We start from the raw sequence: 21,492 nt of genomic DNA, 5'->3' as shown, positions 1-21,492 counted from the left end.
CTCTAATGACCCAATTCAGAAAAAAATTACCAATCCTATCCCCTCTCTTCATTGCACTGGTTGTCCTTCACTCACTTTTTGTGGACTACACAGTTCAATTTCCTGATTTTATCGCTTCTGAATCATCAGAAACAAATTTGGAAACGATAAAACCGAAGGTTATCACTGAAAATGGTGTCATCGGTAGAATCTCTTATCTTGAATCTTTTTTAGTCGAAATAGAATCAAAAGAATTGCCAATTGATACTGATTTAGAGGACACAAAAGACAACGTCAAACGAGTGCTAATCGGCCAAAAACTACTACTTGGACTTCTATTGTTTTATCTCTTTTTAACATTTTCAACTGCGATGACCTACATGTTCCGAGTTTGGTTTCATAAATCAATGGCACATGTTTTGTATCCAGTTTCACTTGTTGTCTTATTGCCAAAAATATTTTTCCAATTGAACTTAATGGTTCAAAAAGATATTTTTTCCTATTTTTATTTTCTCTTCCTCGTTTGTACATATATCTTTACGATTTTAGCGTATCGAACCATCATCAAAGACAAGGAACCATATGAAGGGTTTCAATCCTTACAATTTTCCTCTTCTTTGGAAGAAGAAGGAAGATCTCCTGGTCAAACCAAAACGGGCACCTATTTTGCGCCTATTTTCCATGTCCTTGTGATCATTCTGATTGGAATTTTAATTGGGAATCTAATTTATATCCCACTTTTTCTCTTACAAAAACATTATGTAAGCGAATTTAGTTACTTTATTTTCTTTTTAATTGGACTCTTGTCTGTGTTTTATATCTTCAATTACAACAAAGTGGGTGGTGAGTCCAAAAATAAAAATTGGCAAAACCTTTCTGTCAGTTTTGCCTACTTACAATATCGTTTTTTAAGAAACGGATTTTTTTCCATATTCAGCACGATACTTATCATTTTGTTTGTAACATTTTTATTTAGTTTATTACTCTTTAATATTGATCTCATCCAAAACAACTTGGGATTATTTGGGAAAACGACAGAGTTTTAAATTTAATTACATTCAGGTGTTTTGTTTTGTTTCACAATACACCATGGGTTTCCATTCGGATAATACGTGTTACGCGAAATCAATTCCCCTGATTCGGAATATAATTCTGATGCTTCTTTTACACCAGTAGGATAATAATAAAACCACTCACCAATTTTTTTGTCTTCTGAATAACTACCTTTTGCTTCTACTTTTGTATCTGGATAATATCTCACCCAATCACCTGTACGAAGCCCTCCGTCAAAGAACCCTTTTTCATTCAAACGTCCATTGCGGTAGTAACGGAAGTATGCTCCGTTTTCATTTCCAATTTCAGCTGATTGGATCCAAAGTTGTTTTTTTCGATAACCAACTTTGTAATTTTGTTCTATATAAATTTTGCCATCTGAAAAATAGAATTTCCAAAGTCCATCTCTCTCACCATTCACCATTTTTCCTTCCATAATGGTGGTTCCATTGATATAGTTTAATTTTTTTCCTATGCCATCAGGTCTACCAAGAGCATCGATGGGTACAATGGCGACTAAATTCCCGTTTTCATACCATTCACGAAAATAACCTTCTCCAATCATTTGGTAGTGATTTGTTTTTTTATCAAAACTTGCATCTTTAGGAACTGTATTTGGTCGTTCACTACTTCCTTTGCATGGTCCAAATAAGAACCCACCAAGGAAAATCACTAAGAGAAGGGAGATAAAAATCCAAACAGGACTGTCTTTAATGGGTGTAGATGTAGATGTCATTTTCTTCTCTAAATTTTGTTAAGATTTCTTTCGAGATTAAGATTCGATTCAATCGTTTGGAACGAATTGGTGTCAGATAACGCAAACACATTAAAATGGTTCCTTCTGGTTCCAAAGATGTATACACAATTGGTGTTGTTTTACCAAGTCTCACGAGATAGTTTTTTGACATCTCTCGTATTTTGGATTCCACAAGTTCTGGAGCTAATACCAATTCTTCGTGTAAAATTTGAGAACAAATTTTTTCTGCTTTTTCCCAGTTTGATCTCAGTTCTAAATAAACACGAAATTCATCCCAAACAAAATCCATAGTTTCGGATACGATAAAAAAACGGTGTAAAACAATATTATAATTTGGGAAATGAATCAGTCGATTTGTTGATTGTTCAAATCTTGGGTCTTGTGCAATCTCAAGTAAGGTAAACTTAAAAAATCCAATATTAACAACATCACCCTTGATCGAATCAATTTCGATCCGATCACCCACTTTAAATCCATTGGCACCCATGATCATAAACCATCCAACCATGTTGAGCCAAACTTCCTTCAGTGAGATCACAATCCCTGCTCCAGCAAGACCAAGCACGGTTGGAAGAAGTGATAAACTCGAAAAAATGATAGGTAAATAGGCGATCGCAAAAACGAGTAAAAAACCCATCCTTGCCACTTTCCTACGATTGTATTCATGTACTGGGTCGAGAGCCGGTTTAATTCTCTCCACAAGGAACATTGTGATTTTGTAACAAATCACAGCAAACACAACCATATACGCAAACAAAATGAGAGTTTCAGCAAACTCTCGATTATTGCTTCTCAATAAAGTTAATGGATTGAGATCTAAATAAAATTCCTTTATACTTCCACTACCCATGGAGTTTGATTCCTTTATGGCGTTTCAATATTTCTAGTATTTGTTTCCTTTCGACAGGAACACCAAACTTTGGTTTACCGAAGTCTTCCAAGAGAACAAACTTTAAAGTATTCCCATCCTTTTTTTTATCATGTTCCATGTGTTTCAAAACCAAATCCGGTTTTTCTTCCAATACTGTTGGTAATTCTAATTGAGACATGAGTGAAATGGCTTTTTGGAAGTTGGATTCAGAAAAACCAACTAATTCTTTTGATAATAACAATGCAGTCACAAGACCTACAGAAACTGCTTCTCCATGTGAATATTTTTTGTATAGAGTGAGTGATTCAATTGCATGGCCAGTTGTATGTCCTAAATTGAGAACAGCACGTAATCCAGATTCTTTTTCATCTTGGGAAACAATTGATGATTTCACTCGAACAGATTCTTCTATCGCATAACGCAAAGTATCTGACTTTTCAAAAAAATCAGAACGTTTTGATTTGGAAAGGTTTTCAAAAAAATTCCCACCATCCAAAAAGGAGTGTTTGACCACTTCTGCAAGACCACAACTCCATTCTTTTTTTGGTAATGTAGAAAGTGTAAAGAGTGGAGCAAAAACAAATTGTGGTTGGTAAAATGCACCCACCATGTTTTTACCTGAATCAACATTTACCGCAACCTTTCCACCAACAGAAGAATCCACGCATGCTAGTAAGGTTGTAGGTACTTGGATGAACCGAATCCCTCTTTGGTAAGTAGCTGCAATAAAACCCGCAAAATCACCTACCACTCCACCACCAAAGGCAATGATGACCGCATTTCGATCTGCATCAGCTTCTATGAGTTGGTGGTACACTTTTTTGACGCGGTCAATGTGTTTGTTTTTTTCACCCGACTTTAAGTAGATAAAAGAAAAAGGAAGAGAACTGTTTTTGAGTTCTTTGATTAAATATTTTTCATAAATGCCTGCGATTTCACGGCTAGTGAGAACAAAGACATGTGATATTTTTTTGAGATTCTTAAGTTTTTCAGAAAGACCAACAAAGTCTTCATGTAATTCAACAGGGTAAATAAATCCTGATCCGACGACTTCTCGTTCTGATAACTTCATGGTTCATTCACCCATGGGCTTGAAATATATCTAGGTTTATTTGTACTTTTAGTCCGAAAGAAATGTTTTATATCAGGTCGTAAATCCATGGACAAAATTTCTTTGGGAGTGAAATACCCAAAACCTGATATGGCTTTTTCTTTCGCATTGAGTACTGGCAAAAGTTCTTTTACCTTTGTTAAAAATACAATTTGTATCAGGTGTCTTTTTTTGTTGGGATCAATGGATTCATTTAATAATAAAAATTCAGTGTGACTTACTTCGAGAGACAATTCTTCTTTTAGTTCTCGTTTGAGAGCTTCTTCACCAGATTCACCAAATTCAATCCCCCCACCAGGAAGTAACCAATACCCAGATTGTTTTTTCTGCTGTTGTACGAGTAAAATTTTGCCTTTGGGATCTTGGATGAGTGCGGCTACCCGGACTCGCATGGATTTTGATTTGAGTAAAAAATCGATCATAATAAGTTCAAAACACGCAGAGCTGCTTTTGCGGCCATTTGTTCGGCTCTCCGTTTATTCTTTCCATCGCCCGTTGTTTGAAAATGATTTTCACACGAAACCGATACAGAAAATTCTTTATCGTGGTCAGGCCCTTCTTCTTTCAATAAAACATACTCTGGTAATTTTTTCCATTTTTTTTGGCAATATTCCTGTAAAATGGTTTTGTAATCTTTTGTTTCCTCTGCTGACTCTACTTTTTTTTCCATGGATTGGAAATGTGGAGTTAAAAAGATCCGACAACTGTTTAAGCCTTGGTCTAGATACAGTGCACCTAAGAAGGCTTCAAAACAATCTGCTTGTAAATTTAAATTCACTTCCCCCTTTTCCTTTTCACCCTTCCCCAATAACAAAAAATCAGGGAACCGGTACACACGTGCCAATTTTGCAATCGCAGGTGCAGATACCATTTTGCTTTTGAGTTTCGCTAGGATTCCTTCTTTGCCCTTAGGTAATGATTTATAAAGGTATTCAGCGGCAAGGATCCCAAGGACAGAGTCACCTAAAAATTCCAATCGTTCATTGTCAGATAAATACCGATCCGAATCCTCATTGGCAAAGGACCTATGAACAAAAGCTAGGTGGAGAAGAGAAACATCCTTAAAACTAGTATTCGTAAGGGATTGTAGTTCTTTTAGAGAGTTGATTCTTTCAGGAGAAAGTTTGATGCGAATGGAATGGGACAAGGGAAAAAGATCCGGGTTCCTCTATTCGGGGAACCCGGTTTTTGGATTGGGAATTACCCCTTAAGTTTATCGATGAATTTAATTACATCGCCTACGGTTTGGATTTTTTCTGCGTCTTCATCAGAAATTTCCACACCAAACTCTTCTTCAAGAGCCATCACTAGTTCAACTGTGTCAAGAGAGTCAGCACCAAGATCATTGATGAAGTGAGCTTCAGGTGTAACTTCTGATTCATCAACACCAAGTTGTTCTACGATGATTGACTTAATTTTTTCGAAATCTGCCATTTTATATCCTCCAGGCCACTGTGAACAGTGGGGCAAGTGTTAAATCGTTTTCCGCCAGGTATATATGTACGCCTAGCGTTTTTTTAAAATGAAATTGTCGGAATTTTTGGCAAGTCTAAATAGATTATTTTCCTCTTGAAACCTTTGACATCGTTCTAACATCACCTAACTTATATTAGCAGATCCTTCTGTCACGAGAACCGTGGAAAAAAGAACCATCCTGTCCTAGTTTCCAAGAGATGGCAATATCTTGCCCTGATTTCCAGCCGATTGCTCCATTTTAGCAGAATTATACTCCACTATAATGGAACTTACTTCCCGAACCAGGATGGAAATCCGAAATCAACCCTAAGAAATAACTTTTTTAGGAGACTTCCATGATTCGGAAATGGACAAAAACTCTCACATCTCTTTTCCTACTTTCCTCTTTCGTTTTTTGTACAGGAAAAAAAGAAGAGAATAACGATTCATTACTCGCCGGCCTACTCGTTTTGGCTGCCAATCAGATCCGAGTGAATACAGTATCTGATCTCACAAATGAATCTTCTGCTGATTATAATGAGAACAAATGGGGACTCATCACAGGTTCCACTTTAAATTCTTGGGTGAGCAACTGGCAAACAAATCGACCATCTGGGATTACAGGGAAACTTGTAGTCTTACAAACAGATGCCGCAAACCGTGTTTCGGGTGATGGCCATAATGCATACATCAAATCAGATCCGTCTGCAGGTGTTTATGTTTATTTGTTAAATGATTACACAACACCAGACCTTCCCTCTGGAGGATTTCGATTTAACCAAACTCGTGACTCAGGCTTATTCAATAATTCCATCCGTTACCAAGCCAATGGAACGTTTGTGGATGATTGGTTAAACACTTACAATATTGATCCAACAAAAGATTTAGTTGTGTTTGCTGCTGGTACGGGGAATGGAACTACTGTTAGCGCCGATCCAGGAGCAGCAACTGCCACAGTTGCGGGTGCCATCCAAGACATCACAAGAGGATTCTATTGGTTACGGTATTGGGGAGTGGATATAAAACATTTAGCCATATTGAATGGAAATTTACGGTACAATATCACCAACAATTTAGTTCAAACGGCACAAACCAGTACAACAAAATCGACACCAACTACCAAAGGAACATTCAGTGTGCGCCAATTGCGTGTTGACAACACTGCAATTACACTTGGTCTAGAAGATATTTATGAAATTGCAAAAAACAATCTAACAACTTCCAATGTATTTGGGATAACGAATACACAATTTCTGATTGATGCAAGGCCCTCTACACAATTTGGATCTAGTAGGTCTGCTGGAGTGAATGGTGATACCTCTCAATACATAACGACAGGTTATGATTCTGCCGGTGCTCCTGTTGTTTGGGGAGCAAGTGGGGATACAAATTCAGCAAACACTGCTGGAAAAACCTATGTGCCATTTGAAGGGAATATCAAAGGAGCAGTCACTTTTCCATGGCTTGCACTTTTTGAAGGGATCCCTGATTCAGGGAATACATCTGGTGTAACCGCAACAGCATTTAACAATGGTTATCGCTACAAATCAAAATCGGCATTGGCAAACATTTTTGCAAACAAAGGATATGTAACAGGGTCCACTGTAATCAGCCAATGTAGAACCAATTTTGAAGCACAAGTGAATGGTTTTGCATCACTCAATATCCTTGGATACCCAACTGCTTATTATGATGGATCCCTTGTGGAATGGACAGCTCTCGTCGCTTCTCATCCAGACAATAATACCAACCAAGTTCCAAGTGATTTTAAGTGGAGGACAGATTTAGCTTCAGTGAGTGTTTTTGGTTACAATCCACAAATTTCAAATTCTGGAAATGTTGGAAGTGCGATCAGTAGAGTCAAACCGGCTCCAGTGAATTTACAAGCAACCACCTCAAAAAAATTCATTCAAGAAGATAAAGCTTATAAGTATTAAAATCTTTCCCAGTTTACACTTTCGTCTCTTGGCGCACACCAAGAGACATTCTTTTCTCGCTTAAATTCCCTTTGCAAAAATGTTTTTGTCTGACAGTTTGTCTTTATGGCAAGGAATGAAAAAGAAGAAGCAATACATATTGGATTTCGAGAAGCACTCGCCTTAATACTACCTTACCTCCAAAAAAAAATTTGGAATCAATTTAAATCTGTTATTTGGATCGTTTTGTACCTTTCCGTTTTCCAATTATTGGTCTTAAGAATCCCAATCAAAGAAGCAGGGATCATCACCTTTGGAATTTGTGCAGTTATCTTAGGTCTTACTTTTTTTCTCGAAGGATTATTTTTAGGACTGATGCCTCTTGGAGAAGCCTTGGGATTAAAATTACCTCAAAAATTAGGTATGTTTAGCATTATGATTTTTTCTGTCCTTCTGGGAATGGGGGCAACATTAGCAGAACCAGCGATTGCCATTTTAAAAGCTTGTGGAAGTAAAGTTGCACCTTGGGATGCACCTTTACTCTATTATCTCCTCAATGGAGGTTCAGACACTTTATATTTTTCCATCGCCATTGGAGTTGGTATCTCTGTTGTGATTGGGATGTTTCGATTTTTATATGGTTTTTCACTTTCGAAAATCTTAGTTCCTTCCATTTTACTTTTGTTAGCTGTTAGTATTTACGCATATTTTGATGAAAACTTACAACATATTTCTGGCCTTGCTTGGGATTCAGGTGCTGTAACAACGGGTCCTGTTACTGTACCACTTGTTGTCGCATTGGGAATCGGAATCTCCAAGGTATCTGAAAAAAACGAACAAAGTAGTGCCTACGGTGTTGTGACCTTAGCATCCCTATTCCCAATTTTAGCTGTGTTTTTGGTTGGGATTTATTTTTCGAACAAAGTACCAAAACCGATGACCGAAATGGAATTTTTCAAACAAGGAATCCACTCAGAACAATCCAATTTTTTATTAGGAATTAAAGCGAATCAGTTCCAAAGACAAAAAACAGTAAATCAATCTCAATCCAAACAAAGTACAACAGCCAAAGAATTTCCAACTAAAATGGCTGATGCATTCCGATTGGCACTGCGCGCTATTTTACCATTATCCATTTTTATGATTTTGTTTTTATACTTTATCCTCAGAGAAAAAATTGCTTACCCAGAAGAATTACAACTTGGGATTGTGTTTTCGATTGTAGGACTTACAATTTTTAATTTTGGGATCATGTTTGGTTTGAATCAATTGGGAGACCAAGTTGGAGGAAAACTTCCATCCACATTTCGCTCAATTGAACTCACTGACTCCATCAAATTCATCAAAAACTTTAATCCAAAATCTGTATACACGGCAGTGAATGAAGAAGGGAAAGAGGAAAAATTCTTTTATTTAAAAGAGAGAAAATTATATTCCGGAATTCCATACCACGAAGAAAATTGGAATCCAACTAACAAGGTATATGAATACATCCCTATTCATGGTCCAATTTTCGGTAAAGAAGACAACCTTCTTGGTTATGTGATTGTATTAGCATTTGCTTTTGTATTGGGATATAGTGCAACCTTGGCCGAACCTGCTTTATCAGCGTTAGGGAATGCAGTGGAAGAAACAACCGTAGGAACGTTTCGAAAATCCTTACTCATCCAATCTGTGGCAATTGGTGTAGGTTTTGGCACATTAACAGGCATTTTAAAAATTGTATTGGAAATTCCGCTGATTTGGATTTTAGTTCCAATCTACATTCTTTTATTAATATTAAATACGATTAGTAAATCAGAATTTATTGAAATTGCCTGGGATAGTGCAGGAGTTACAACTGGCCCGATCACAGTCCCACTTATCATTGCAATGGGTCTTGGAATTGGAAATCAACTGGGAACAATTGATGGATTTGGTATTTTAGCATGTGCCTCAGCATTTCCGATCTTATCGGTACTCATTATGGGTATCATCGTAGAAAACTCACGTAAACTATCATTAAATGATTCAGAATCAAAACCAAAATAAGATCATGAAACGTAAAACTTCACGAATCACGACAATTGTTCATAGGGACCTAACAGAATTAGTTGTCACAACGCTAAAAAACCAAGGTGTCTTATACTATCAAATTGAACCTGGTAGATACCCTGTTCTTGCTAAACGAGGATTATGGTTTTTTGATTTTTACCAAAATCATGCCATCATCGATATGCCAGTTTCTATTTTGGAAATCATCTGCGAGGAAAGTGCTGAAAATTTTCTTATCTCAATGATACGAGATGCTGCTGAATTAAATATACCTGGTCATGGAAGTGTTTATTCCGAATCCATCGACCTCATTTCTGCCAACCATCATTTTTACATTCATACTTCAAAAGAAATTAGAAAACCAATTGGATTCACTGGGCTTACTGGAATCTTTTGTGTTTTACCAAGAGGATCTGCTGAACCTATCGCTAGATTGGTTTTACAAAATGGGATTGCTGTTCCTACCATCAGTTATGGTACAGGAACTGGGTTACGAGACCGATTGGGATTACTTCGGATTACAATCCCAAAAGAAAAGGAAATCCTTAAACTCATCGTACACTCATCCGATATCGAACATGTATTAGATTTTATGATCGAAGTCGGTCGTTTGGATTTACCTGGCAGGGGCTTCCTTTTTGAATTCCCTGTTGGTCATGGATTACTCAATACAAAGGTGAGTTTAGAAGGACCAAAACAAGCCGCGAGTATGGACCAAATTATATCCGCATTGGATCAGTTATACGGGAATATGGAGTGGAGAAAAAAATCGAATCAATTTAGAATTTCTCTTCGACATAGAAACTATTTTGAGGGAGTAAACCTTGTTTTGAATTGTAAAGAAGAATCGATGGAATTTGTAACAAGTGCTCTGCGAAAAGTGGGAGTCACAAGTTCTACAATTTCACTGAAACGTATGGCACATACAGGAAATTCAGAAAGTATTTTTACTCCAGCAAGAGAAGTTGCGAATTTGCTCATCCCTAAAAAAAACTTACCCGAAGTCATTGAAGTCTTAAATGAATTAGAATTTTTTGATGAAAAATTTGAAGGAATCGCGTATACAATGGAAATCCCAAGAGCCTTCTCATACCAATCGAAAAAGTCTAACAAAAAGTAAGAAATCAATCAATTGTGAAATTGGTCCGAGAGTTGATGAGAAATGACTCCACTTGAGATATAAGGTACCCCAAGTGGATGGAATGAATCCTTCTTTTTAGTGACCGCCACCTGGTAAAAATCCACCACCATTGATATCAAGGATGTGACCTGTGATAAAGGAAGATGCATCCGAAGCAAGGAAGGCAATTCCATTTGCGATGTCTTCAGGAAGACCAGCACGTTTTAATGGAATCGCTTGAACCATACCATGTCTGATGTTTTCTGGAATCGCTTCTGTCATTTCTGTTGCAATGAAACCTGGAGCAATTGCGTTACAACGAACTTTTCTAGATGCCATCTCAAGAGCCACAGCTTTTGTAAAACCAATCACACCAGCTTTTGATGCGGAGTAATTTGTTTGTCCAATGTTTCCGTTTTCACCAGAGATAGAAGATAAGTTAATGATAGATCCACCATTTTCTTGTTTCATCATCACTTTGATCGCTGCTTGCGTACAGAGATACGTTCCTGTGAGGTTCACAGCGATGACCGCGTCCCACTGCTCTTTTTTCATTCTCATAAGGAGTGTATCACGAGTGATACCAGCGTTGTTCACAAGGATGTCAACAGATCCAAATTCTTTTTTTGCTGTATCAATTAGTTTTTGAGCGTCTTCTTCCACAGATACGTTGGCAACGACAGCAATCGCCTTGTAACCTTTGGATTTGAGTTCTTCCGCAGTTGCATTGGTTGCTTCTGGGTTCATATCTGCGACAACGATGTTTGCACCTAGAGATGCAAGTTTCAAACAAGTTGCCTTTCCGATTCCTCTTGCACCACCTGTTACGATGGCTGTTTTCCCTGATAAACTGATCATTTTTTGTTCCTCTTTTTTTCTAATTCCTAAACAATTTACTAAACAAATCAAATAAATGAAAACAAATGCTTTCAAAACCTCATCGTCAATCCACCTAACGTTTGCTTCAAGGTGACACTACGTACGCATTCAAAACTCTCGATTCAATTAAATTTCTTCTATCGATTTAGTGAGAATCTCCTAAAATATTTTTGTATTCTCCCAATCGTTCACGTATCCTTTCGTTGATTCCATGTTTGGCGCACTCAGAGATCACTCTCACTGCATTTTTTACAGCAAGTGCATTGGAAGAACCATGTCCAATCATACAAATTCCTTCCACACCAAGTAAAAGTGCGCCTCCATATTCAGCATAATCTAAACGTTTTTTCACTGCTGTGAAAGTGGATTTTAAAAGAAGTGCACCTGTTTGGGCAAGACTTGATTGTCTGATCGAATTTCGTAAGACATTAAAAATCGATTTTGCAAGGCCTTCAGTGGCTTTTAGGACAATGTTTCCAATAAAACCATCACATACGACAACATCTACTTCTCTTCCACTGCCATACAAATCACGGCCTTCCACATTTCCGACAAAGTTAAAGGGAATTTTTTTTAGGAGATCAAAGGTTTTGACAGAAACAGTATTTCCTTTTTTATCTTCTTCCCCATTCGATAGGATTCCGACTTTGGGACTTTTGATACCAAAGAGTTCCTTTGCATAAATTTCACCCATGACGGCAAATTGTGCCAAGTATTCTGGTTTGCAGTCAACATTCGCACCAGCGTCTAACAGAAGTACGGGGGGACCTTCCTCTCTAGGAATATGTGCAGCAATGGGAGGTCGTAAAACACCAGGTAGGCGACCGAGGTGTAATAATGCAGCAGCCATAGTAGCGCCAGTGTTTCCCGGAGAAAACACACCGATACATTCTTTGTCTGCTACTAAACGAACTGCTTTTACTACGGAAGAATCCTCCATAGCGCGGACTGCTATGGATGGAGAATCATTCATACCGATGATCTCAGTAGAATGTATGACACGGATTTTTTCTGTGTCATAATCGAATTTTAACAGGATATCAAGTAACTCTTGTTCATCGCCAACGAGCGAAACAGACAGTCCGAATTCTCGTACTGCCAGTACCGCGCCCTCGACGATACCTTCAGGGCCGTAATCTCCGCTCATCGCGTCCACGGCGACCCACATGACGGTTAGTTATCTTCGGTCGTTTTTTTAACTTTTTGAGCGACTACGAGTTTACCCTTATAAAAACCGCAATAAGGGCATACACGGTGGGAAAGAACAAATGATCCACAATTGGAACACGGGTTTAAGTTAGGTTTGCCAATCGCGTGATGGGCTCTTTTTGTTCTAACTTTCGATTTTGATTTACGTCTCTTTGGGACTGCCATGGCTATCCTCTATGGAATTATAACTGGTTTTTACTATGTTTTGGAAATCCGATGTGAAAACAATATTTTAATTTTCTAGGCTCTCGATAAGAGACCGTAATTCGGCGTGTTTGTGATAAAAAGAGGAACGATTGCTGACCAAACGGGCTGTACTATACAAAATGGACTCAAATTCTTTCAGTCCGTTGGCTTTTAAGGTGCCCCCAGTTGATACTAGGTCGACGATACAATCGGAAAGTCCTACAATGGGAGCAAGTTCAATCGAACCATAAAGTTTGATGATTTCGCAAGAAATACCTTTGGAAAAAAAATATTCGCGAGTGAGGTTCGGGTATTTGGTTGCCACTCGCACTTTGGAACGTTTGGCAAAAAGATCAAAGTCAGGGAAAGAGGCAAGAGATAACCTACAGGCACCTAATTTGAGGTCCACAGGAGCAATTAAGTCAAAACCACCTTCTCTGAGTATGTCCCAACCAACAATCCCCGCATCCGCTGCGGCTTCTTCCACATATGTGCAGACATCCTGTGATCTAACAAATAATAAACGGATTCTTTTGTCTTCAGAGACGTAGGTGAGTTCTTTAGAACCCTCAGATGGCAGGTTTTTTAGCCATCCTTTGGATTTCAAAAGAAGAGCAGTTTCTTCGGCAAGCCTACCTTTCGGGAGAGCCAAAGTTAACATAGGTTAGTTTTTCCCGAGTTTAAGGAGTAAATAACTTGCAAGGAGTTTTACATCTTCGCCAGATTCTGCACCATCAAGTTTGAGTGCTTTTTCTAGGAATTGTTTTGCACCTTGCTTGTCTCCAGTAAGATACGACAATCGACCTGCTTGGTAATAAGACCATGCTTTAAACCCATTGAGTTCACGAGCAGGTTCTACTACAGTTGCAGCGATTTTATAATTTTCTAAAGACTTTGCGTTGTTTTTTTCCCGTTCCCGGTAGTTACCAGCAATATAGAAATATAGTGCTTTGATTTCTTTAGGAGTGTCGATTTTTTTTGCCGCATCTTCTAAGTAAGATGCTGCTTTCCCAAACTCACCTTTCTCAGCATACAATTTTGAGAGGTCTTTCCAAACTCGAAGTTCCATTCTACCGGTACTTTGGTTTTGTAAAAATACTTCTAAACTTTGGATTTGCGCATCCAAACTAACATTTGCTTTTTGGTGTGTGAGTTTAAGGTCTTCTAAGGTTACCGTTTCTTTTTCAAAAAGATATTGTCTGTATTCAAAAAAGCCAATCACACCAGCTAACACAATGATAGCAGATGCTAGGCTAATAAAAACAGACTTACGATTTTTAGATAAAAAATGAGTGAACTTTAAAAATACAAGTTCCGCTTTTGAACCTTCAAAATCAGCGAACTCATCCTTTTCGATGAGTTCGGCTTGTTTTTTTTGTTCGATGATGTTCTTCTTATGAAACTTATCCATGGACCTATCGGTTTTGGTTTAAATTCATAAAAGATCCGATGGATTCACGAGAAGGTTGGTTGTCTTCCTTCATGTATTTAGCCATCTCTTCTCTTTCTACAGCTTTATCAAAGTCTTTGATAGAGAGGGAAATCTTTTTGTTGTTAGGTTCAATTTTTACCACAACAGTGCGAACAGAATCACCTACTTTGTAAAGGTCTTCTAACTTGATGTTACGACCATCTGGGATTTCAGAAATGTGAACAAGGCCTTCATAACCAGGTTCTACTTCCACAAACACCCCAAAACTAACGATGGATTTCACACGACCTTCTACAAGAGTACCTGGTGGGTATTTTTTGCGAAGTGCTTCGTATGGGTGTTCAGAGAGTTGTTTTAATCCACAGCTAATGCGTTGTGCATCTAAGTTGACATCTAGGATTTTGTATTGAACCGATTGGCCTTTCTTAAGGAGGTTTAGTGGGTTCTTTTCTTTTTCATCCCAAGTGATATCAGAAATGTGAATGAGTCCTTCGATTCCACTTTCTACTTCTACGAAGGCACCGTATTTTGTGATCCCAGTGATTTTACCTTCGAGAACATTTCCTGCACGAACGTTCGCAGAAAGAGCTTCCCAAGGGTTAGGTAGGAGTTGTTTGAGTCCGAGAGACAAACGTCTTGCTTCGAAATCAATGTCTAAAATTTCAGAGTCAACTTCTTGGCCTTTTTTCAAAACATCTTTTGGATGTGGTGGTTTTTTAGCCCAAGAAAGTTCGGTTGTATGGATCAGACCTTCTAAACCTTCTTTGAGTTCTACGAAAGCTCCGAAGTTGGTAAGAGAAGTAACGATTCCTCGCACCACCATGCCTTTTTCGAGTTCTTTTTTCGCCCAAGCCCATGGATCTTCATACAACTGTTTGATGCCAAGGGAAAGTTTATTGTTTTCCTTATCAATTTCAAGGACAATCACTTCTACTTCTGCACCGATGTTGAAGTATTGTTTGAAAGGAGCAAATTTTTTATAAGAGATATCGTTCTGGCGTAGGAGTCCAACTACATCGTAAACAGAAAGGAAAACACCAAAGTTGGCAATTTTTACAACCTTTCCTGTTACCTTGTCTCCCACTTTCACTTTACCAAGGAGTTCTTCCCACTTTTCGCCGTTGATTTCGTCGAGAAGGGTTTTACGAGACACAACACCTGTTCTCGTTTTTTCATTGAGTTCGATGATTTTGAATGAAAACTCTTTTCCACCTTCAGTGGATTCTTTAAAACGAACCCCTACGTGAGAAGCTGGTAGGAATAATTGAATCCCTTCACTTTCTACGAGGTAACCTTTATTTTTCACTTCACCGACAATTTTGCCAGAAAGTGGGTATCCGTTTTGGCTTGCATCTTTGATGGTTTCCCAACCAACTCTTTGGTCCGCTTCTTTTTTGGAGAGGACACAATATCCATCGACCCGCTTTTTGATGATCGCACTGACTTTCTCACCACGTTTTGGCGTTTCAGAGAAGTCTTCACGAGAAACACGAGCTTCTAATTTTTCTCCAATATCAAGGAAAACAGTGTCACCGATGACATCGACTACAGTCCCTTCAATCAGGGTGCCTTTTCCTGCGGAGTTCTCTTGTTCTTGTGCTTGTGACTGCGATTCCCACTTCTCTAATAATTCGCCGAAGGAAGTGGTCTCATTTTTGGGGGAGGATGGGTTGGTTGAATTCAATGGTTACCGGGATACAAAACTTAGATTTGCCCAGAGGGTGAAACCTTGGACAGGATAGTATTTAGGACAGTTTCTGTGTCGAGGGTGCTCGTGTCAATCAGGATTGCGTCGGAAGCTTGTTTCAGCGGAGCGACAGTACGGGTAGTGTCACTTTCGTCCCTAGCCACAATTTCCTCTTTGATGTGGTTTAGGTCGGCTTTGAAGCCCTTAGCAACTAATTCATCGTATCGGCGTTTGGCCCTGACTTCCACAGAGGCAGTGAGAAAAAATTTAAATTTGGACTTCGGGAACACTTCGGTCCCTATGTCCCTACCATCCATCACGAGTTTGTGAGTCCTGGCAAATTCTCGGATATGGCGGTTTAAGATTTCCCGAAAGGCACGCCTTGGAGCAATGTAACGGATTTTTTTTGTGATCTCTGGGTCACGGATTTCGTGGCTTATGTCTCTTTCACCGAGGAACATGATGTTTTCGCCTTGGGAAGAGAGTTCACAATGTACGGGGATTTTGGAAACGGAGAATCCAAATTCTGCCTCGTCCTTTTCTAAAAGGGAAGCATCAGCAAGTTTTTCGGTGTAAAACGGAAATTTAGATTCATCTTCACCAGTCGTTTGGAATTTTTCCCAAATAGCAAAGGTTAACGCACGGTAAAATGCCCCTGAATCTAAGTAATGGTATCCCAATTTGGTGGCGATCATTCGGGCAAGAGTACTTTTTCCGGAACCTGCTGGCCCATCAATCGCGATTACATTTTCGATAGATTGTAAACTCATAAGTAGATAGGCAAATTCTAAGAATGGATTTGATTTCGTCTAGAGGAATTCTTCTGCCTGAACATAGGCTAACCAAGAGTATACGTATTAAGATTGACATGTTTTTTTTCGTCAGAAGGATCATGGGCAAAAGGTGGAGTTTTCGTGAAAGTTCGAAATCGTAATCTGGATCCAGAACGAATTGCTGACTTTGAAAGTTTCCGGAGTGGCGTATTGGAAAAAATCGTCAAAAATTCACCCTTACAAAAAATTCTAAACGAAATTGTCTCAGGGATTGAGACACTGAACCCTTCTCTCATTTGTACCATTGTTCTCATTGAAAATTCAAAAATTAAAATTGGAGCCGCCCCTTCCCTTCCCAAAATTTATAACGATGCCATTGAAGGGATTTTGATTGGGCCAGACGTTGGGTCTTGTGGTACAGCAGCTTACACTGGAAAACGAATCATAGTAGAAGATATCAGCAAAAGTCCTCTTTGGAAAAATTACAAGGACATTGCACTGAGTGTTGGACTTTACTCTTGTTGGTCGGAACCCATTCGATCTCACACAGATGAAGTTGTAGGAACATTTGCAATGTACCACCGAGAAGTTGTTAGCCCTACGGAGTTTGATATTTTTATCATTTCTGAAACTGCTGATTTAGTGAGTATCGCCATTGAAAAATCAATTACATCCACAAAACTATTGGAAAGTGAAAAACGATTCCGTGACTTCTTTGAAAAAAATTCTTCGGTGATCCTAATCATTGATCCAATCTCTGGTAAGATATTAAATGCTAATGAGTCTGCGACTACTTTTTATGGTTATCCTCACGAAACACTCATCAAAATGAATTTAGGTGACTTAAATTTCACAAACCATAATCATTCGCAAGAAGAAAGCTTCAATGCACTAGACCAAAACAAAAGTTCTTCTTCGTTCTCACACAGATTGTCATCTGGCAAAATCAAACAAGTAGAGATTTTTTCAACTCCGATTGAATCGGATCATCGCACTGTATTATTTTCTATCATACATGATGTAACAGAACGAAAAATTGCAGAAGAAAAAGTAAATGCATTACTTTCGGAAAAAGAAATGATACTACGTGAAGTTCATCACCGTATTAAAAACAATATGACTATTTTGAACAATTTATTGGAGTTACAAGCAAACACACATGAAAACGAAACTGTCAAAACATCACTGAAAGAAGCAACAAGCCGAATCAAAACAATGTCCGTTTTATATGATAAACTTTATACGGAAAAGGATAACAATGAATTACAATTGAAGGATTACCTAGAACCACTCACTAACGAAATCATTTCCTTATTCCCATATCCAGTTCAATTAAACCTAAGTATCGACAATCTCATATTAACTTCAGACCAACTTCGTGCGATAGGGATCATCACAAATGAATTATTAACCAATAGTTTGAAATATTCCAGGAATCCGGCAAACAAACTTGAAATTCAAATCAAAGTTTGGCAGGAAGGCGACTATTTTTATTTATTCATAGGCGATAATGGAAATGGATTTAATTTTCAATTGGCTAATTCTGAAAACCAAGGTTTTGGACTCAGTTTGGTCACCATGTTAACAAAACAAATCAATGGAGATCTAACATTTAATGGTGACAAACGTACTGAGTACAAATTCAAATTTCCATTCCAAAAACCAAAATCAGTTTGATTCAAATTGGTACTTAAATTTATTTTTGGCATTCCCTAAATAAGCAAATTCTAATACAAATTGCCTTTTCTCTAATGGATCAGATGGATCTTTCCATGACAATCGCATCTCTTTTTCCATTGTTTTCCAATAAAAATAATTTTCTTTTGCATAATTACATATTTGCATGTATAATTTTTCATCTATACCAACCCGTTTCACTTCCGGATTACAGGCATTAGGGCTTGCAAACTTCATTTTACCATTCAATGAATGTAAATCCTTCGATACCAAATAATTACGTGAATTTGTTTGGTCAAATTGGATCAGCATTGGTACTTTTACTTGGTCACATTTCCAATAAAAACGCAAAGTAGGATCATTCACATTCACTTCTTGCCAAAAAAATTCGAATTCGTTCTGATTCTGACAAAATTCAAATGTTTTAGTATCTGTATTTGTTAGGCGTAGATTCTTTTTTGGTAAAAGTGAAAACACGGATTTCTGAAAACCAAAATTCGTAAACACTCCTCTCGGAATCCATATTTCTGTTTCAACTTGGTTCACTAATTCTTTGGCTCTTACCTCACCAAATTGTTTTTTGGATTCTAAATACAAAGAGTTTGATAAGGTGTTCGTAAATTCAGGGAAAAATCGATCACCAACATTTGTTTTGGTAATCGCTTGGAAAATCGTAAGATCTGCCAATTCTTTGCCCACCACTGATCTATACTTCCACAATACCGAAGGTATGAATGTAAAATTCTTTTTAAAATCACTTTCCATATTGGAATCATAAAAACCAATTTCTCTGTCCAAACGAAAGGAGCTAACTAACAATTGTCGTTTCACACCTTCGCAGGTTTTATGAGAATATAACTCAGGATAATCAATCATAGAAGCAGCATAATAATCAGAAATCCCTTCCGCGAGAGAACGACCAATTGCATTGTTTCCTAAATATTTTCCAGTGATGAGGTGAGTATATTCATGGTATATAGCATCAGGACAAGCAGCAGTATCAATGATCCTGTCAAAAACAAATCGATCTACGATTGGAAAATCCCATTTAGGAGCAAACCACATTTCATTATTCCATTGCCCTTGTTTTTCCGAGGGAGGAATTGTGAGTGCAGTGTTCTTTAGTTTGACTTTGGGATCATAGTATAATAATGGAGAATACACAAAAGGAGCATCGACTCGGATGATGATTTTCTCTTTCGGAGTTGTTGAACCGTTTTTGAATCCAGCTTGTTTATAAATCTGATGGAATCTAGATTCAATTTTTTGGAGTTGGTAACCCAATGTGAGTAATTTACGATTCCCATATACTTGTTCTAAAAGAATTGGATCTTTTTCGAACTGGGAATGAATGGAAAAGTTTTCTAAAACATAATGTGATGTTGACTTAAGATTTAATTCGTCTCGAGTTATTTTTTTCGGAACAAATTGTTTCTGATTTTGATCCCAATCCAAAACCTGATCTTCCACTTGGGAAATACCAACGATGTTTGTTGTTAAAAACAATAAGAAGATTGAAGAGAAACCAAAAAATCGTTTCTTCATTTGATTCAAATTCATAGATTTCCTCCGTAAGATAAAAAACTGATTCAAAAAGAATCTCGCTTTTCCATTAGATTCATTTGGAAAAGCAAGATTTACTTGATTGGGGAAAGATAATTAGAATCGATTAGATTCCAAGTCCTACAGAGTCATACATTCCGCCAGTCACAACAGTTCCAAAACCACCAGCATGTACCAAGATTCCAACGATTGCTACAACAGTAACAGATGCTAAAACATTCTCCATAATTTTGAAGTTGTTTCCATGAAGGTAGTTACCAGTTGCTTCTTTCAATTGAATGGAAGAAACAATGTTATCCAAATCTTGGTCAAGTGTTCCTGCAAATTCAGCATTTTTAATTGCTGTTTTGATTCTTACAAATTCACTTGGAGTGATATGTGCTTTTAAGTATTCATGAGCTTCTTTGTTGGTCATACCATTGCTCACTAAAATTTTTGCTGCTTCTTTTGCATTCATTTGGTTTGCAGGTGTAGCAAACATCGCTTGGGAAGCAAATACGATCGCTATTAATAAACTAATTTTCTTTTTCATGGCTTTGTCCTCGTAACAAATTTGTTTTGAGAGAAAGTTTCACACTCACTCTCACAAACTTGACTCCATCATACAGCGTTTGGTTTTCCAAATCGTCTGAATGGATCGGATTGGGCGGAAAACTACGTCCGACTGGATCGAATAGGATGTTTTTTTAGAATTTTTTCTCTGTATTCTCTTGGAGTGGTGCCAGTTTCTTTTTTGAAAGCTTCGTTAAAGGTAGATTTGGATCCAAATCCAACATCATAAGCAATGGCAAGCAGTGATCTTTCGGGTTCTTTTTGAATTCTGTCTTTGGCTTCGTTGATTCTGTAAGAGTTAGTGAACTGATAAAAACTTTTTTTCATCTCTGAATTCAAAAACTCAGAAAGTTGGTGTGAACTTAGCTCCATTTTCTCTGCTAAATCACGAAGGCTTAATGTTTCATCACGGTAAATCATTTCCACTTCAAATAATTGTTTCAGATTCTCGCGTATGAGATTGTGATCTAATTTTGAAATTTGAGAGATCTTTGCTTTTTTTTCATCTTCGACAATCTTACGAACTTCCAAAAAGAAATCGGGGAAACTCTGGCGAATCACATATAAAATACATAAAAAAATACCAATGGCAAGACCTGAAATTTGGAAAGAAGTGTGATCCCCAGTAGCGATTGTATTGAGCCCATACAATGATAATGCAAAACAAAAACTAACGATTGTAGTTCCGATACGGAGCGTGTAGTTTTTGCGAAACGTACTCCAGCGAATTTTTTTAGAAATACGCCAAACAATACGAATCATACACCATAAATAAATCAAAATGGTAACAAGAACCAATGTGATTGGCCTTTCTAAATATGGGTTTTCTCCATGACTTTCCCTTACCAAATCATTGTTATGGTTCCAAACATTCCATCCAATGATCAAAAGAAAAGATAACAAAATGGGCACGAGGCGATACGACAATCTTCTGAAGGAACGAAATTTTCCTTCCAATACAATGAGAAAATATTCATCTAATAAAACACCTAAACACGCAATCATGGGTAAATTGGTGAGATACAATGGATAAAAAGAACGAATATGCCCAGAGGAAACTAGGTATAAATTGAATAAATGGTAACTGGTTCCTAAAAAGATAATCCCTAGTAGAATTTGTTTTCGATTTTTATGATAACTGAAAAATTCCCCTACTGCGTAAAGAAAGGCAAGTAAGGTTGAAAACAATAGAAAAAAGTTCAGTGATTCAAAATGTGTCTGAAAAAATAAATCCATTC

The 21,492-nt window shown here is 37.7% G+C and carries 21 protein-coding genes; 5 read left to right on the top strand and 16 right to left on the bottom strand.

The window, feature by feature from the left end:
• Positions 1 to 5 precede the first annotated feature (5 nt).
• Entirely contained in the window at positions 6 to 1,025 is a 1,020-nt protein-coding gene (locus tag ND855_RS03675; protein ID WP_265357230.1) for an LIC_10230 family protein, read from the top strand.
• Positions 1,026 to 1,027: 2 nt separating this feature from the next.
• Here ND855_RS03675 and ND855_RS03670 read toward each other — a convergent pair whose 3' ends face one another.
• The 6 genes from ND855_RS03670 to acpP are packed head-to-tail and all read right to left on the bottom strand — an operon-like array spanning position 1,028 to position 5,205.
• Entirely contained in the window at positions 1,028 to 1,768 is a 741-nt protein-coding gene (locus ND855_RS03670; protein WP_265357229.1) for a toxin-antitoxin system YwqK family antitoxin, read from the bottom strand.
• Complete coding sequence (locus ND855_RS03665) at positions 1,743 to 2,639, bottom strand: mechanosensitive ion channel family protein (protein WP_100718961.1); 897 nt, start codon at positions 2,637 to 2,639, stop codon at positions 1,743 to 1,745. The genes ND855_RS03670 and ND855_RS03665 overlap by 26 nt, the downstream gene beginning before the upstream one ends.
• Entirely contained in the window at positions 2,632 to 3,732 is a 1,101-nt protein-coding gene (gene aroB, locus ND855_RS03660) for a 3-dehydroquinate synthase (RefSeq protein ID WP_265357228.1), read from the bottom strand. Before aroB ends, ND855_RS03665 begins: the two co-directional genes overlap by 8 nt.
• On the bottom strand, positions 3,729 to 4,190 hold the full coding sequence (locus ND855_RS03655; protein WP_407658733.1) for an NUDIX hydrolase: 462 nt from the start codon (positions 4,188 to 4,190) through the stop codon (positions 3,729 to 3,731). Before ND855_RS03655 ends, aroB begins: the two co-directional genes overlap by 4 nt.
• On the bottom strand, positions 4,190 to 4,918 hold the full coding sequence (gene rnc, locus ND855_RS03650; protein ID WP_100718958.1) for a ribonuclease III: 729 nt from the start codon (positions 4,916 to 4,918) through the stop codon (positions 4,190 to 4,192). Before rnc ends, ND855_RS03655 begins: the two co-directional genes overlap by 1 nt.
• Before the next feature lie 53 nt (positions 4,919 to 4,971).
• On the bottom strand, positions 4,972 to 5,205 hold the full coding sequence (gene acpP / locus ND855_RS03645) for an acyl carrier protein (protein ID WP_002974954.1): 234 nt from the start codon (positions 5,203 to 5,205) through the stop codon (positions 4,972 to 4,974).
• A 377-nt stretch (positions 5,206 to 5,582) separates the two neighbouring features.
• On the opposite strand from acpP, the gene ND855_RS03640 reads away from it, so the two are divergent.
• The 3 genes from ND855_RS03640 to ND855_RS03630 all read left to right on the top strand — a co-directional run bounded on the left by ND855_RS03640 (position 5,583) and on the right by ND855_RS03630 (position 10,296).
• On the top strand, positions 5,583 to 7,163 hold the full coding sequence (locus tag ND855_RS03640; protein WP_265357226.1) for a rhodanese-like domain-containing protein: 1,581 nt from the start codon (positions 5,583 to 5,585) through the stop codon (positions 7,161 to 7,163).
• A gap of 105 nt (positions 7,164 to 7,268) precedes the next feature.
• Complete coding sequence (locus ND855_RS03635; RefSeq protein WP_265357225.1) at positions 7,269 to 9,173, top strand: DUF1538 domain-containing protein; 1,905 nt, start codon at positions 7,269 to 7,271, stop codon at positions 9,171 to 9,173.
• Between the two features lie 4 nt (positions 9,174 to 9,177).
• A complete protein-coding gene (locus ND855_RS03630) occupies positions 9,178 to 10,296 on the top strand; it encodes a hypothetical protein (protein WP_265357224.1) in 1,119 nt (372 codons plus the stop codon).
• Positions 10,297 to 10,392: 96 nt separating this feature from the next.
• Here the strand turns inward: ND855_RS03630 and fabG are convergent, their stop codons facing one another.
• The 7 genes from fabG to cmk form a co-directional block, all read right to left on the bottom strand.
• Entirely contained in the window at positions 10,393 to 11,154 is a 762-nt protein-coding gene (gene fabG, locus ND855_RS03625; protein ID WP_100727124.1) for a 3-oxoacyl-ACP reductase FabG, read from the bottom strand.
• A 166-nt stretch (positions 11,155 to 11,320) separates the two neighbouring features.
• Positions 11,321 to 12,343 carry a phosphate acyltransferase PlsX gene (gene plsX, locus ND855_RS03620; RefSeq protein ID WP_100718955.1) on the bottom strand — a complete coding sequence of 341 codons (1,023 nt, stop codon included), beginning with the start codon at positions 12,341 to 12,343 and terminating at the stop codon, positions 11,321 to 11,323.
• 5 nt (positions 12,344 to 12,348) lie between these two features.
• Complete coding sequence (rpmF, locus tag ND855_RS03615) at positions 12,349 to 12,549, bottom strand: 50S ribosomal protein L32 (protein ID WP_015679024.1); 201 nt, start codon at positions 12,547 to 12,549, stop codon at positions 12,349 to 12,351.
• Positions 12,550 to 12,616: 67 nt separating this feature from the next.
• Entirely contained in the window at positions 12,617 to 13,231 is a 615-nt protein-coding gene (hisG, locus tag ND855_RS03610) for an ATP phosphoribosyltransferase (protein WP_100721702.1), read from the bottom strand.
• Positions 13,232 to 13,234: 3 nt separating this feature from the next.
• Complete coding sequence (locus ND855_RS03605; RefSeq protein ID WP_100726977.1) at positions 13,235 to 13,981, bottom strand: tetratricopeptide repeat protein; 747 nt, start codon at positions 13,979 to 13,981, stop codon at positions 13,235 to 13,237.
• A 4-nt stretch (positions 13,982 to 13,985) separates the two neighbouring features.
• On the bottom strand, positions 13,986 to 15,686 hold the full coding sequence (locus ND855_RS03600; protein WP_100726978.1) for a 30S ribosomal protein S1: 1,701 nt from the start codon (positions 15,684 to 15,686) through the stop codon (positions 13,986 to 13,988).
• Positions 15,687 to 15,706: 20 nt separating this feature from the next.
• Positions 15,707 to 16,459: a (d)CMP kinase gene (gene cmk, locus ND855_RS03595; RefSeq protein ID WP_135640129.1), complete on the bottom strand. Its 753-nt coding sequence runs from the start codon at positions 16,457 to 16,459 to the stop codon at positions 15,707 to 15,709.
• 144 nt (positions 16,460 to 16,603) lie between these two features.
• Between cmk and ND855_RS03590 the strand changes: the two genes are divergently transcribed.
• Positions 16,604 to 18,139 carry a histidine kinase dimerization/phosphoacceptor domain -containing protein gene (locus tag ND855_RS03590; RefSeq protein ID WP_265357223.1) on the top strand — a complete coding sequence of 512 codons (1,536 nt, stop codon included), beginning with the start codon at positions 16,604 to 16,606 and terminating at the stop codon, positions 18,137 to 18,139.
• On the opposite strand, the gene ND855_RS03585 is transcribed toward ND855_RS03590, so the two are convergent.
• From ND855_RS03585 to ND855_RS03575, 3 genes are all read right to left on the bottom strand, one after another.
• On the bottom strand, positions 18,131 to 19,699 hold the full coding sequence (locus tag ND855_RS03585) for a hypothetical protein (protein WP_265357222.1): 1,569 nt from the start codon (positions 19,697 to 19,699) through the stop codon (positions 18,131 to 18,133). The genes ND855_RS03590 and ND855_RS03585 overlap by 9 nt on opposite strands.
• Positions 19,700 to 19,808: 109 nt before the next feature.
• Positions 19,809 to 20,234, bottom strand: coding sequence for a hypothetical protein (locus tag ND855_RS03580; protein ID WP_265356235.1), 426 nt, complete (start codon positions 20,232 to 20,234; stop codon positions 19,809 to 19,811).
• Positions 20,235 to 20,356: 122 nt separating this feature from the next.
• The gene (locus ND855_RS03575; RefSeq protein WP_265356234.1) at positions 20,357 to 21,490 is read right to left on the bottom strand and encodes a helix-turn-helix domain-containing protein; all 1,134 of its coding nucleotides are present in this window, start codon (positions 21,488 to 21,490) and stop codon (positions 20,357 to 20,359) included.
• Between the last annotated feature and the right edge of the window lie 2 nt (positions 21,491 to 21,492).

Source organism: Leptospira paudalimensis, assembly GCF_026151345.1.
GTDB lineage: Bacteria > Spirochaetota > Leptospiria > Leptospirales > Leptospiraceae > Leptospira_A > Leptospira_A paudalimensis.
Note: the sequence above shows the minus strand (reverse complement) of the source record. Positions and strands in the feature narration are given on the sequence as shown.